This is a genomic window from Streptomyces sp. NPDC054757, from assembly GCF_053612185.1.
The window spans coordinates 338410-351726 of sequence record NZ_JBSHBW010000004.1 but is presented as its reverse complement, the minus strand read 5'-3'; the positions used below and the strand labels follow the sequence as shown (position 1 = coordinate 351726).

The window sequence follows — 13317 nt, the reverse complement described above, 5'->3', positions numbered from 1 at the left end:
CGCCCGGCGCGCCTCCGTCCCGCGAGGGCATCACACCGCGCCCCTGGGCGCGCGTCCGGCTCCGGGTGGCCCGGCGAACGCCTGCGCGATCCCCAGCCACCGGTCGGCGTCGGCGCCCGTCGCCCGCAGCGCCAGATCGTCGCGGTGGGCGCGCTGGGTGACGAGCAGACAGAAGTCGAGCGCGGGCCCGGTCACGCGCTGCTGGGCGCCGTCGGGCCCGTACACCCAGAGCTCCCCGCCCGGTGCCGTCAGCTCGACCCTGAACTCCGCACCCGGCGCGTCGAGTCCGTGTGCCCCGAAGGCGAAGTCCCGGGCCCGCACGCCGATCCGTGCCACATGCCGGAGCCGTGCGGTGGGTGCCCGGCGCACCCCGAGCGCGTCCGCCACGTCCTGGCCGTGCGCCCAGGTCTCCATCAGCCGGCCGGTGGCCATGGACGCGGTGCTCATCGGCGGGCCGTACCAGGGGAAGCGCGCACCGGCCGGGGAAGCCCGCAACGCCCGCTGAAGCCGTTCGCGGCCGTCGCGCCACCGGGCGAGCAGCACACCGGGGTCGAGCGCCGCGCCCTCCTCCGCACCGTCGTCCACAAAGGTCCCGGGGGCGGCGAGCGCCTTCTCGACCTCCAGGCCGAAGCTGTCGGGCTCGGTCACCGCGAGCAGCGCCGCCCGGTCGGTCCAGGCCAGATGCGCGATCTGGTGGGCGACGGTCCACCGGGGCGCGGGGGTGGCGAGCGCCCACCGCGTACGGTCCAACTCCCCTACCAGGAGATCCAGTTCGGCGCTCTCGTCGACCAGATCATCCAGCACGGCACCTGCATCGGACACGGAACGCTCCCTCCGGGCACGGCTTCGTGTCCGGGAGCATGGCAGCGGCCCGAAAAACAAGCAAGCGTGCTTGCATTATTTTTACGAAGCGTCGGCACGGGCAGGACGATCCTGATCACTCCGCACCCGCACCCTCACCGGCCAGGAACGGACGCAACAGCGCGAGCAGGGCCTGCGGCCGGTGCAGGGGAATGATGTGGCCGCAGTCCTCGATGACGTGTCCGGTGAGATCGTCGGCGACCGGGCGGAGTTGACGTTCCAGGGCAGGGCCGACGGGGTGGGCGCCCAGCGCCATCGTCGGCACGGTCAGTCGGGCGGAGGCGGTCGCCTGCTCGATCTGGAGGGCACTTTCGGGCAGGGCCCGGTAGTACGAGAACGCCCGCCCCAGCGCCTCCCTGCCCGTGTACGCGCGGACAAACGCGTCCCGGACGGCGGGGACCACCCCGTCACCGAGCGTCCCGGTGTTCAGGAACCAGTCGACGTATTCGGCCTCGTGGCCCTCCAGGACGGTCTCGGCGAGTCCGGGCGCGGCGGCGTGGAAACCGAACCACCAGGGCGGACCCCCGGCGAGGAAGTCCTCGGCGCCGGACAGCCGGCCCAGCAGCGACTCCATGACGACCAGCCGCCGCACGAGACCGGGGCGGCGCAGGGCGAGGAGGAAGGCCGGCGGGGTGCCAGCGTCGATGCCCACCACCGCAGCCGATGACACACCGAGCGCGGTGAGCAGCGCGGCGGCGTCCTCGACCAGGGTGCCCGCGTCGTATCCGGAGGCGGTCCCGCCACTCGCGCCGAAACCCCGCAGGTCGGGCGCGATGACGCGGTAGCGGTCGGACAGGTCGGCCATGATCTCCGTCCACAGCTCCCAGGTGTGCGGGAAGCCGTGGAGGAGCAGGACGGCCGGGCCTGATCCGGCGAGGGCGACGTTCAGCTCGACGCCGTTGACAGGGATGCGCCGCCGTTCGGGCAGTTCCGGCAGTTCCGGCAGTTCCGGCAGTTCGGGCATGAGGCAGTTCCAGGGGGTGAAGGAGGGGTGAAAAGGAGAGGGGTGGTGAGGAATGGTGACAGGGTCACGATAGGGAACTACCCTGGTCCGCCCAAGACGGCACTTTCTCCTCAGGTGGTGAGCTCCGGGTGACCATGCCCAGGACCGATGAGCCCGGTTCCGATGAGCCGGGTTCCGAAGAGCCCGGTCGGCGGCCCGGGGAGCGCGGTCGGCGGCCCGGGGAGCGCGGCGATCTGCTGGATCCGGACTGCCCGACCCGCCAGTTGCTCGACCGTATCGGCACCAAGTGGACCTCGATGGTGGTCAAGGTGCTGGCCGAGACCGACCCCGGGGAACTCCGTTTCGCAGAGCTGCGACGTCGCGTTCCGGGGATCTCCCAGAAGATGCTGTCCGTCACCTTGCAGGGCCTCGCACGGGACGGCCTGGTCGCACGCCGCGTGGAACCCACCGTGCCGCCCGCCGTCCACTACCGGCTGACCGGTCTCGGCCTCTCCCTCGAAGGTCCGCTCTCCGCACTGAGGGCCTGGGCCGAGACACACATGCCGGAGATCGACCGCAGCAACCGGCTCGCCGATGCCCGGCAGACGTGACGGGAACAGCTACGGTCCCGGCTGTTCCCTGGGGGCGGCCGCGTGGGATTCATGATCGGCAGTTGCAGAGACTACGCATAGTGCCGCGTCACGGATGTTGAGCCAGAACCGTTCGAAGTGAACGAAGCCACCCGGCCTCCACCGCGCTCATCCGTGCGCGGCACGGCCGCAGGTAGTCACCCGGTTCCGTCACAGCGGCCCTTCTCCGTCCGCTCCCCCGCACCACGCGCGTTCAACTGGCGAGTGCCTCCCCAAGTCTGCTGCGGGCCTGGCCCACGAGCGAATGATGCAGAGCATCAGCACGGGAGCGGACCAAGCCCTCTCGGTATGCCCGGGGCAGCCGTTGCCAGACATCGACAGCCGCATCTGCGGCCGCAGAGAAGTCCCCGTTCACCTGAAGGCAAGTAGCGGCGTCCAGAGCCAGCAGCGCGCGGGTCATGACCGAAGGGGAACCGGTCAGCGAAAATGCGGCTTCTTGTTCGGCGTTCGCTTCGCGGGTCCGTCCCATCAAGGTGAATGCCTGGGAGAGGTGGACGTGATGCTTCTGGAGGGGGTAGCCGAACCAGGTGTCGGCGCCTTGGGTCCTGTCCAACCGCTCGGCGACGGAGCGCGCGTCAGCGACCGCGCGCAGGGCCCCCTTGTGGTCTCCCATGGAGGCAAGGGCTCGTGCGGTGACCGCAGCGGCAAGCGCAGCAGGGGCTGTTGCCGTACGGCCGGCCTCGGCACGGGCCTGGGTGGCCAGTTCTGCGGCCGCGTTCGGAGCGCCGTAATTGAGCGGGACCATCGCGTGCCGTGCCAGGCTCCAGGCCAGCATCTGCCGGTCGCCCGACTCTCGGGCGGCCTGCTCGGCAGTGGAGAACCAGCCGTGCGCATCACGCTGGTCACCACGGTCGTGTTGGATGATCGCGACCAAGCCGGTGATCCCAGCCGCCGTACGGGCGAGATCCGCCCGAGCAGATGCCCGGTGCGGACGGCTGAGGGCGTCCCGCAGAAGGTTGAGGTCGTCCTTCATCTGAGCGAGGACGACGTCTGGCGGACGACCGCGATAGCCGCCTCGATGCCGCTCGAACGCTCCTTGCAGATAGCCGAGGTCGCCGGTATCGGAATCGAAGAGGCTGGCATTGATTCCCAGTCGCGCCTCAGCGATACCTGGCAAGGCGATCGCCCCGGTCGCGCCCGCTGCCACACCGAGAAACTGCCGCCGTTTCACGGTCGCAGCCTCCTCTCCTTCATCAACGGCTCGGCTCTGCAGCCTTCGGTAGCGCCTACTCACCGCCACCGCACGAACAATCTCCTCCACGGAGGGCCCGTAGACCTCTGCCAGCAGCTCGTGCCACACCGGTGTCGGCAGACGGCGCTCGGTCTCCCAGCGCTTCAGGTTCTCCGGATCGAACCACCGGCCGCCCTGGGCTTCCTGTATCGCCAGGGCCTGCTCATCACGTGTGAGCCCGAATGATTCGCGGATCCCTCTCAGCATGGCGCCGATGCCGTGCGGTTCCATGCCCACCCCCAAGCGTCCGACAGTCCCGAGCCCATTCCTGGCCCCCCAAAATGGCCCCCACGCGAAAACGCACCCCTCGATGGCACCGGACCGCCCTCACGTAGATGAGTTGACTGGGCTTCAGCCGAACCACGGACAGAAAAGGGATCCCCCGCCTCCCAGCTCGCTACGCCTCAACCCCGGTTCCGAAGTTCGCCGAAGGCCTCGCAGTGGGAGCAGTCCAGCCCGGGACCGGCAGCGGAGTCGGCAGAGAGCAACACACCTAGTGCGTTTCACCCAGAGAAAGAGAGTCACCATGCCCGACCGACAGAACACGACCCAGGACGAAGCGAACGACCTGATGCCCATCGAGATCGGTGACGTGGCCGAGCTGACCCAGGGACAGGGTGGCGGCAGCAGCGAGGACAAGCGTCGCGCCTACAACTGACCAACCAGCCTGGTGCGGCCTCACCACGGGGCCGCACCACGCCCCGGACCATGGAGGAACCGGTGATCTTCGGAGGCTTCAGCAGCCCGCACAAGCCCCACCCCCGGCTGAGCGGAGCAAACCCCGTCGCAGCTCGGTCCCGAACGTGGCAGCTGGGCGGTCCAGCCCGTTCGGCGACGGACGAGACCGGTCGCCGTCATGTACTCGTCCTCGGGCTCTGTGGTGCCACCAGCTCCGAAATTCAGTGTCTGGCCGGTCGCAGGCTGCCGGATGACGTGGGATGGCGATGGCCCGGCTCCTACACGGTCGTGGAAGAAACCGAGACCGGTGTGGCCGTACATGCGGACCCGGCCGCCAGTCGCCCCGTCTACGCCGCTGCCCACCAGGGTGGTTGGGCATGGTGCACGTCGGCCCGGGCACTGGCGTCACTCATCGATGCCCCCGTGGACGCCCAGCGGCTGGTGTGCTCGGTCTTGCTGCCATCGGTACCCGCTCTGGCCGGCAGAAGGACCTTCTTCGCGAAAGTCGAGCAGCTGCCGCCCGGCAGCCGAGTCGAGTTGCCGGCCAATGGCGGCAGCCCCAGGTGTACAACCTTGTGGCACCCCGGGGTCGACGCTGCCGGGCTGCCTACCCACCGTCTGCGTAGTGCACTGACCGAGTCCGTGGCGCTACGAGTGACAGCCGCCCCCGACCTGTCGTGCGACCTGTCCGGAGGGTTGGACTCGACCTCGATCGCCGTACTTGCAGCGTACGCATCGCCCCGCTCCGGGCGTCTCAATGCCGTCACTGTCCATCCCGAGGACGACACCTCCGGTGCGGATGTGCACTACGCGCGTATGACAGCCGATGCGCATGGAGACCGCATCGCCCATCACCTGTTGCCGATGACAGCGCGACACCTGCCGTACACCCGGATCACCGCGGTGACAGCCACCGATGAACCGGCCCCCTCCGTTCTCACTCAGGCCCGTCTGACCGGCCAGCTCCGCTGGGTGCGGACGAACCTCGGCAGTCATACACACCTCACGGGCGACGGCGGCGACAGCGTTCTGTTCCAGCCACCCATTCACCTCGCCGACCTCATACGCGACCGCCGCTGGAGGCAAGCAGTCGGCGAGGCCTTCGACTGGGCTCGCCTGCGACACGGCACGGTCCTGCCGCTTCTGCGCGATGCCTCTCGGGCCGCCAGGACCAGCCGCCGAGACGCCCTTGTTCATCTCGCCGACGTGGTCGGCACACGTGACCGATACGACCACGGGTGCGTCCGCTGGTTCCCCCTTCTTCCATTCCCCGCCTGGGCCGAACCGAAAGCTCAGCGCCTGCTGGGCCAAGCGGCACGCGAGGCGGTCAGTGCACCGGACACGCTGCCCGGTACAGACAGCTCCGTGCGAGTCCTGGTGGACGAGATCCGTGAAGTCGCCCGTACGGCAGCAGCAGACGCCGAGCTTGCCGCCTCCTGCGGAATCGATCTGCAAAACCCTTTCCTGGACTCCACGGTGATGGACACCGTGCTCCGAACACCACTCGCCCAACGGCCACCACTTCATGCCTACAAGCCGCTGCTGAGCGGGGCGATGGCAGGCCTTCTCCCACCAGCCGTAGCCGCCCGCACCACCAAGGGCAGCTTCGATGCTGACCACTACGCCGGCTTGCGCGCCAACCTGCCCGACCTCCTTGCCCTCGCCGACGGCTACTTGGCCAGTCTCGGCCTGATCGACCCGATCTCCCTGGGCCGCGCCCTGTACGGGGCTGCCACGGGCATCCCCATGCCGCTGGCGACCCTTGAACAAGCTCTGGCCGCCGAGGCATGGCTGGTCGCCCACCACCGCGACGCCCCACCTGCCTGGACGATTGGGCACGTCAGGAGCACACGTGATTGAGCTGCCCCGCTTTGCCACCGCCCCAGCCCAGGTCCGAGCCCTCGATTTCCGGCACGTGGTCGTCCTCGTCCACTACCGCAATGGCCAAGTCCTATGTCTCCCGCCCGCCGGAGCAGGACTATGGCGCGACGCTGCTGCCACTGGGCGCCTGGACCGCATACCCCCGGGACTCGCCACCCGCCTACTCACCGCCGGTCTTCTTACCCCGACCACTTCACCCACACCGTGGTCAGCGCCCCTGATCGCGAAGTCCGCCACCGCGAGCTGGGGAAGTGCGGAACACCCCGCCGGAGCGGCTCGACCCGCCGCCACCCGCACCTCCACTGCGGCCGCAGCTGCGGCCGCTCTGGCCGTGGTCCTCGCGACAACTCGACTCGGCAGCCGCAGCGCCGCCATGTACCGCATCACGACCATGATCCGGAGTGCGTTGTCAATCTGCCGCCGCCCCGCCACCCCCGAGCAGGCAGAGGCCGCCGTACTCGCCGTCCGCCGGGTCGGCTGGTACTCACCGGCAAGAACCGCTTGTCTGGAGGAGTCCGCCGCCTCCGTGCTCCTGCTCGCCTCTCGGCGTCTGTCCGCCACCTGGTGCCACGGTGTCGCACCGGACCCCATCAGGCTTCACGCCTGGGTGCAGACTGGCGATGGAGCCCCTGTCGCCGAGCCGCCGTCGACGCTCGCCTATACGCCCACACTCACCATTGGAGGCCGCCATCAGCACCTGCCCTGACCCGATCCTCTGGATCGGCACCGACACCTGCGCTCTCGGCCCCTACCGCGCCGACCTCGTCGAAACCTACTGGCGCTGGGAGCAGGACCCCGCTCTCCTCGTCGGCTATGGCCGCCAAGCACCCGAATCCCTCGAAGCACGCACGGAAGGCATGGCACACCAACTCCGGGGCGAGAACATCCGCTTCACCATCTACCAACTGGACAAGGGTGAACCCACCCCGGTGGGGGTCGCCAGCCTTCTGCCGGACCACGCTGTCCGCACCGCCGAGTACGTCGTCATGCTCGCCGCCGAAGCCCGTGGACGAGGGCTCGGAGCCCTGGCCACCCGACTGACCCTCGACTACGCCTTCCACATCACCAACTTGCGCATGGTCTGGCTCAAGGTCCTCGCCCCGAACAAGGCAGGCATCCGTGCCTACGAGAAGGCGGGATTCCGCACAGTCGGCGCTCTCCGTGAAGCCGGGTACTGGCTCGGGCAGACGTGCGACGAAGTCATCATGGATGCCACCGCGGGAGACTTCGAGGGCCCTTCAGTCGTGACGTGCATGGTGCGCAGCTAGAGGTTGCCCCGTCCGGGTTTGTACGCGTCACGGGCCAGGCCCACAAAGTACCCGTCCCACGGGCTGATGGCCCCTACTCGGGTGCGGCTCCGAACTTGGTCGAGCAGTAGATCCCGAACCCCGCCGAGCTGCTGAAGCCGCCCAGCGAGCTGAGGCTGAGCACCCGCCCGGACCGCTGGCCGCGCATCACCGGAAGCACCGCGCGGCTGACGTTGAGCAGACCGAAGACGTTGGTGTCGTACACCGCACGGACGGCGGCGTCCGTAGCCTCCTCCACCGCACCCAGCAGACCCCGTCCCGCGTTGTTGACCAGGACGTCGATCGTGCCGAAGGTGTCGACGGCGACGGACACCGCCGTACGGGCCTGGGCCTCGTCGGTGACGTCGAGGGCGAGCGGGAGCAGGCGGCCCTCGTACCCGGGCAGTGCCGAGGAGACGGTTTCGGGCTCACGGGCGGTGGCGACGACGTTGTACCCGCGGTCGAGGGCCTGGCGGGCGATCTCCCGGCCGAAACCGAGAGCGAAGCGCCGGTGAGGAAACATGTGGTCATGCGTACTCCTTGGCAGGAAGGACGAGGGATGGAGGCGGCGAACCGTGCGTCGTCCCTGGCGGGTGGGGGTCGTGCTTCCCATGCTCGGCGCGTCCGGGGCGGTCATCCAGGGAAGGATCTACCTAGGAACAGCTGTCCGATGCCGTCTTCGCGCCCACTCCGGTGATCGCCGCACGGTCGACCCCGAGTTCGCGTGCCAGGGCGTCGTCCGTCCACTCCAGCATCGTGGCGCGGGTGAGCGAGCCGGTGTACGAGGTCATCTGCACCGCGAGCCCGTCGAGCAGCGCGGTCAGCCGCCACGCCGCCGCTGCCGGGTCCGCGCAGGAGAACTCGCCCCGCTCGACGCCCTCCGCGACGACCTCGGCCAGCGCGGCCTTCCACTGCTGGTCGAGCCCGCGGGTCACCTCCCGCAGCGCCGGGTCCCGCAGCGCCGCCGACCAGCCCTCGATCCACAGCCGCCAGCCCTTGGCCTGTCCGGTCGGCGCGTACCAGCGGACCGCCGCGCGCAGCCGCTGTACGGCGGTGGTGCGGCGCCCGAGCACTCCACGGAGCTGGGCGAGGTCGGCCTCGGCGGCATGGTGGAACGCGGCCGCGACGAGCCTCTCCTTGGTCGAGAAGTGGTAGAGCACCAGCGCGTTGCTCACCCCGAGAGCCGCGGCCACATCGGCGATCCGCACTGCGGGCACCCCCCGCGCCTCGATCTGCTCGACGGCTGCGCGCAGCAGCTCCTCGCGCCGCTCCTCCACGCTCAACCGGACTCTCGCCATACCGTCACCCTAGGCCGGAGCGCCGGGCCCCCGGACCTCCCGTGCGCTGTCCGCCGTGCGCCGTACGGCGATGACGTTGTCGGTGACCGTCGCGGTCCGGCCGTCAGGCCCGGTGGCGGTCCGCCGGGGCGCGTGGCACCGCTCGGTGTGCCAGCCGTCATCGAGTCGCAGGGAGGCCAACACCTCGGCGGGCGAGGGGAATTGCACGTCCTCACCGGCCCGCCAGGACCATGGGGCCACCGAAGCGTGCTCCACCACGATCAGCAGACCGCCCGGCGCCACCGCACGGGCGGCACGGCGCAGCACCTCATCGCGGGGGATCTCGACCGGGGTGTGGAAGTAACTGGCACTGACCAGGTCGAAGGAGCCGTCGGGGAACGTCCTGGCCAGGTCGTGCCGGTCGGGGTGGACCCGGTCGGCCACACCGGCGGCCTCGGCCCCGGCGGCGACCCGGCCCAGGGCCGTGGCGGAGACGTCGACCGCGGTGACGTCCCACCCGCGTGCGGCGAGCCAGAGCGCGTCGCCGCCGTGCCCGCAGCCCAGGTCCAGGGCGGTCTTCGGAGCGGGGGCCAGGGCGGGGACGAGTTCGGCCAGGACCGCGTTGGGCCTGGTGCCCCATTGCGGCGGAAGACCGGCATAGTGGCGCTCCCAGAAGGATGTGGAGTCGGTGGTGGTGGGCGTGGTGGCGCTCTCCGGGGTGCTGCGGTCTGCGGCGCTGTTCATGGGCACGGCCTCTCTGCTGGGGGTGGGCTGCGCGGCCTGTGGTGAGGACAGTGCGCCGTCCACCGGCGGAGTTGCAAAGGTTCATGCCGTTTCGGCATCTTGGAGACATGGGCACCAAGGGCGCGGACGCAAAGGGCACAGGCGCCAAGGGCACGGACGCCAAAGGCATGAGCGCCAGGGGCGCGGGCACCGCGAAGAAGGACGTGCTGGACGCGGTCGGGCCGCGGCTGCGGGAGTTGCGGCGCAGGCGCGGCCTGACGCTGGCCGAGCTGGCCGAGCGGACCGGGATCAACGGGAGCACCCTCTCCCGTCTCGAATGCGGTGACCGCAGACCGACCCTGGAGCTGTTGCTGCCGCTCGCGGAGATCTACGCGGTCCCTCTCGACGAACTGGTCGGGGCGCCGCGCACCGGCGATCCGCGCATCCATGTCCAGCCGGTCACCCGGGACGGCATGACGTACGTACCGCTCAGCCGTCCCGGCGGTGTGCAGGCCCACAAGCTGCTCATCCCGCCCCGGCCCGGTGTCGAGCCCGAGCTGAAAACGCACGCGGGGTTCGAATGGGTCTATGTGCTCGCCGGACGGCTGCGGCTGATCCTGGGCGAGCAGCGTCTGGCCCTGAAGGCCGGTGAGGCGGCCGAGTTCGACACCCATGTACCGCACTGGCTCGGCTCGGACGACGACCGGACGGTGGAACTGCTCGTACTCTTCGGGCACCAGGGCGAGCGGGCCCACCTCAAGGCCCGCACCGGCTGACACCGCCGGACCTGCCGCGGCCTCACCGCCGAACCTGCCACGGCCTCACCGCCGGACCTGCCACGGCCTCACCGCCGGACCCGCCACGGCCTCACCGCCCCTGCCACAGCCTCCTGTCCTGCGTGCTGTCCGACGTACTGCCCGTCGTCCTGTCCGCCGTCAGGATGCGGTGGATCAGCCGGGCGCCCGCCCGTGCGGTGCGGCGGTCGGCGTCGAGGCCCGGGTTCAGTTCGGCGACATCGACCAGCAGGGGAGCCCCGCCGGCTGCCACGCGGGCGCAGACATGCTCGATGATCTCCATCTGTACGCCGTAGGCGGCCGGGGCGCTGACCCCGGGAGCCGCACCGGCCGGAAGCACATCGAGGTCGATGCTGAGATGGACGATGTCGCAACTCGCCAGGAACGCGTCGACGAACGCGTCCACGCGCGGCAGGTCGAACATCCGGCAGTGGGTGTCCGGCAGGTACCGCACGCCGAGCCGGTCGGCGGTGCGGAACAGCCGCTCGGTGTTGCTCGGCTGACTCACGCCGAGCACCCAGTAGTTCAGCTCCGCACCGCGCTGCTGCTCGGCGTGTGCCATCTGCAGGAACGGTGTGCCGGAGCTGGGCTGTACGTCGTCGCGCAGGTCGAAGTGGGCATCGAGGTTCAGTACGCCGAGACGGCCGCCCTCACGCACCGCGCGGGTACCGGCCAGCCCGATGTAACTGCCGTACGCCACCTCGTGGCCGCCGCCGAGCACCACCACCGGGTGGCCGCCGTCGACGAGCGGGGTGATCACCTGGCCCAGGCGGTGCTGCCCCTCTTCGAGGTGACCGTCGGCCACTTCGATGTCACCGATGTCCAGCGCGCGCAGCGGCCTCGGAAGCGCCATGGGCCCGAGGGCGGCGCGCAGTTCGGCCGGTCCTTCCGCCGCCCCCTGGCGGCCCTTGTTCCGGCGGACGCCCTCGTCGCTGCGGAAACCGACGAACGCCACGTCGCCCGGTTCCGCGTGGCCGGCACCGAGGCCGACCACATGGTGCCAGCGCAGGTTGTCGTCCCCGGGCCCGTCGTCACGGCCCGTCCAGGGTGCGGGGGCCACGTCCACGGCCGACGGCGGCATCAGGACCGACGTCGACTGCGGTGTCCGGGGCGACGCAGGTGTCCGGACCGACTGCGGTGTCGGGGCCGTCGGCGGTGTCTGGACCGACCGCGGTGTCCGGGTCGCCGTCACCGGCCGTCCTCCTCGGTCATCGGAATGCGTACGCCACGGTCGCGCGCCACGGACGCGGCGTGGTCGTAGCCGGCGTCCACATGACGGATGACACCCATGCCGGGGTCGTTGGTCAGCACCCGGGAGAGCTTCTGGGCGGCGAGTTCGGTGCCGTCGGCGATGCAGACCTGGCCGGCGTGGATGGAGCGGCCCATGCCGACGCCCCCACCGTGGTGGATGGAGACCCAGGACGCACCGGACGAGGTGTTCACCAGGGCGTTGAGCAGCGGCCAGTCGGCGATGGCGTCGGAGCCGTCGAGCATCGACTCGGTCTCGCGGTACGGCGAGGCGACGGAGCCGGAGTCGAGGTGGTCGCGGCCGATGGCGACCGGGGCGGACAGCTCGCCGGATGCGACCATCTCGTTGAACCGCAGTCCGGCGCGGTGGCGCTCGCCGTAGCCGAGCCAGCAGATACGGGCGGGCAGGCCCTCGAAGGAGACGCGCTCCCCGGCCATCTTGAGCCAGCGGTGCAGGTGCTCGTTCTCCGGGAACAGCTCCATGATGGCCTTGTCGGTGGCCGCGATGTCCTCGGGGTCGCCGGAGAGCGCGGCCCAGCGGAACGGGCCGAGGCCTTCCTCGAACAGCGGGCGGATGTGCGCCGGGACGAAGCCGGGGAAGTCGAAGGCGCGGGCGTAACCCGCCTTGCGGGCCTCGTCGCGGATGGAGTTGCCGTAGTCGAAGACCTCGGCGCCCGCGTCCAGGAAGCCGACCATGGCCTCGACGTGCCGGGCCATGGAGGCGCGGGAGCGCTCGGTGAAGTCGGCCGGGTCCTTGGCCGCCAGCTCGTGCCACTCCGCCAGGCTCACGCCGGCGGGCAGGTAGGCCAGCGGGTCGTGCGCGGAGGTCTGATCGGTGACGATGTCGAGGGGCGCGCCCCGCCTGAGCAGCTCGGGGAAGACGTCGGCGGCGTTGCCCGCCAGGCCGATGGAGAGCGGCTTGCGGGCGTCGCGGGCCTCGGTGGCGAGGCGGAGCGCGTGGTCGATGTCGTCGGCCGCGACGTCGAGGTAGCGGTGGGCGATACGGCGCTCGATACGGGTGGGGTCGACGTCGACGCAGATCGCGACGCCGTCGTTCATCGTCACGGCGAGCGGCTGAGCGCCGCCCATGCCGCCGAGCCCGGCGGTCAGGGTGATCGTCCCGGCCAGGGTGCCGCCGAACTTCTTGCGGGCGACGGCGCCGAACGTCTCGTACGTGCCCTGCAGAATGCCCTGGCTGCCGATGTAGATCCAGGAACCGGCCGTCATCTGCCCGTACATGGTCAGCCCGCGCGCCTCCAGGGAGCGGAACTCCTCCCAGTTGGCCCAGTCGCCGACCAGGTTGGAGTTGGCGATCAGCACGCGCGGCGCCCACTCGCTGGTGCGCATGACGCCGACCGGCTTGCCCGACTGCACCAGCAGCGTCTCGTCGTCCTTGAGCGTCTTCAGGGTGCGGACGATGGCGTCGTACGCGGGCCAGTTACGGGCGGCCTTGCCGGTGCCGCCGTAGACGACCAGGTTCTCCGGGTGCTCGGCGACCTCGGGGTCGAGGTTGTTCATGAGCATCCGCAGCGCGCCTTCCTGCTGCCAGCCGAGGCAGGTCAGTTCGGTGCCGCGGGGTGCCTGGACGGTCCGGGGGCGGGCCTCCGGGGAAACGCTGGTCATTGAGACTCCTGGGGGGAGGTCTGAGTGGGGAGCGCCGGTGGTGCGGTACCGGCGTGCTCTCCCATGACAGGCGGCGGGCGGGAGCCGGGCCAGTGCTTACGCCCCGGTTTCTCGGATCCGAG

14 protein-coding genes are annotated in these 13317 nt (G+C 70.4%); 6 read left to right on the top strand and 8 right to left on the bottom strand.

Annotation, left to right across the window (positions count from 1 at the left end; all coding sequences use genetic code 11):
- Positions 1–30: 30 nt before the first annotated feature.
- Together ACWGKJ_RS08650 and ACWGKJ_RS08645 are read right to left on the bottom strand one after the other, a co-directional pair.
- On the bottom strand, positions 31–822 hold the full coding sequence (locus ACWGKJ_RS08650) for a TIGR03084 family metal-binding protein (RefSeq protein ID WP_385022397.1): 792 nt from the start codon (positions 820–822) through the stop codon (positions 31–33).
- Between the two features lie 115 nt (positions 823–937).
- Positions 938–1825 (bottom strand): alpha/beta fold hydrolase, encoded by an 888-nt coding sequence (locus ACWGKJ_RS08645; protein WP_385022400.1) that lies wholly within the window; start codon positions 1823–1825, stop codon positions 938–940.
- A 134-nt stretch (positions 1826–1959) separates the two neighbouring features.
- Here ACWGKJ_RS08645 and ACWGKJ_RS08640 point away from each other — a divergent pair, with 134 nt between their 5' ends.
- Positions 1960–2415, top strand: coding sequence for a winged helix-turn-helix transcriptional regulator (locus ACWGKJ_RS08640; protein WP_385022548.1), 456 nt, complete (start codon positions 1960–1962; stop codon positions 2413–2415).
- 232 nt (positions 2416–2647) lie between these two features.
- On the opposite strand, the gene ACWGKJ_RS08635 is transcribed toward ACWGKJ_RS08640, so the two are convergent.
- Entirely contained in the window at positions 2648–3916 is a 1269-nt protein-coding gene (locus ACWGKJ_RS08635; protein WP_385022403.1) for a transcriptional regulator, read from the bottom strand.
- Positions 3917–4211: 295 nt separating this feature from the next.
- Here ACWGKJ_RS08635 and ACWGKJ_RS08630 point away from each other — a divergent pair, with 295 nt between their 5' ends.
- From ACWGKJ_RS08630 to ACWGKJ_RS08615, 4 genes are read left to right on the top strand one after another with little or no spacing between them, the layout of a single operon-like run.
- A complete protein-coding gene (locus ACWGKJ_RS08630) occupies positions 4212–4343 on the top strand; it encodes an albusnodin family lasso peptide (RefSeq protein ID WP_385022406.1) in 132 nt (43 codons plus the stop codon).
- A gap of 50 nt (positions 4344–4393) precedes the next feature.
- Entirely contained in the window at positions 4394–6223 is a 1830-nt protein-coding gene (locus ACWGKJ_RS08625) for an albusnodin/ikarugamycin family macrolactam cyclase (protein WP_385022409.1), read from the top strand.
- The gene (locus tag ACWGKJ_RS08620; protein ID WP_453315693.1) at positions 6216–6950 is read left to right on the top strand and encodes a lasso peptide biosynthesis B2 protein; all 735 of its coding nucleotides are present in this window, start codon (positions 6216–6218) and stop codon (positions 6948–6950) included. The genes ACWGKJ_RS08625 and ACWGKJ_RS08620 overlap by 8 nt, the downstream gene beginning before the upstream one ends.
- Positions 6922–7512 (top strand): GNAT family N-acetyltransferase, encoded by a 591-nt coding sequence (locus tag ACWGKJ_RS08615; protein ID WP_385022412.1) that lies wholly within the window; start codon positions 6922–6924, stop codon positions 7510–7512. The genes ACWGKJ_RS08620 and ACWGKJ_RS08615 overlap by 29 nt, the downstream gene beginning before the upstream one ends.
- A 73-nt stretch (positions 7513–7585) precedes the next feature.
- Here the strand turns inward: ACWGKJ_RS08615 and ACWGKJ_RS08610 are convergent, their stop codons facing one another.
- The 3 genes from ACWGKJ_RS08610 to ACWGKJ_RS08600 form a co-directional block, all read right to left on the bottom strand.
- Positions 7586–8053, bottom strand: a complete 468-nt coding sequence (locus tag ACWGKJ_RS08610; protein ID WP_385022415.1) for an SDR family NAD(P)-dependent oxidoreductase — start codon at positions 8051–8053, stop codon at positions 7586–7588.
- Between the two features lie 130 nt (positions 8054–8183).
- Entirely contained in the window at positions 8184–8828 is a 645-nt protein-coding gene (locus ACWGKJ_RS08605; RefSeq protein ID WP_385022418.1) for a TetR/AcrR family transcriptional regulator, read from the bottom strand.
- A gap of 9 nt (positions 8829–8837) precedes the next feature.
- The gene (locus ACWGKJ_RS08600; RefSeq protein ID WP_385022421.1) at positions 8838–9551 is read right to left on the bottom strand and encodes a class I SAM-dependent methyltransferase; all 714 of its coding nucleotides are present in this window, start codon (positions 9549–9551) and stop codon (positions 8838–8840) included.
- A 167-nt stretch (positions 9552–9718) separates the two neighbouring features.
- Between ACWGKJ_RS08600 and ACWGKJ_RS08595 the strand changes: the two genes are divergently transcribed.
- Positions 9719–10306 carry an XRE family transcriptional regulator gene (locus tag ACWGKJ_RS08595; protein WP_385022554.1) on the top strand — a complete coding sequence of 196 codons (588 nt, stop codon included), beginning with the start codon at positions 9719–9721 and terminating at the stop codon, positions 10304–10306.
- Positions 10307–10397: 91 nt separating this feature from the next.
- Here the strand turns inward: ACWGKJ_RS08595 and hutG are convergent, their stop codons facing one another.
- Together hutG and hutU are read right to left on the bottom strand one after the other, a co-directional pair.
- A complete protein-coding gene (gene hutG, locus ACWGKJ_RS08590; RefSeq protein WP_385022424.1) occupies positions 10398–11516 on the bottom strand; it encodes a formimidoylglutamase in 1119 nt (372 codons plus the stop codon).
- On the bottom strand, positions 11513–13195 hold the full coding sequence (gene hutU, locus ACWGKJ_RS08585; protein WP_385022427.1) for a urocanate hydratase: 1683 nt from the start codon (positions 13193–13195) through the stop codon (positions 11513–11515). The genes hutG and hutU overlap by 4 nt, the downstream gene beginning before the upstream one ends.
- Between the last annotated feature and the right edge of the window lie 122 nt (positions 13196–13317).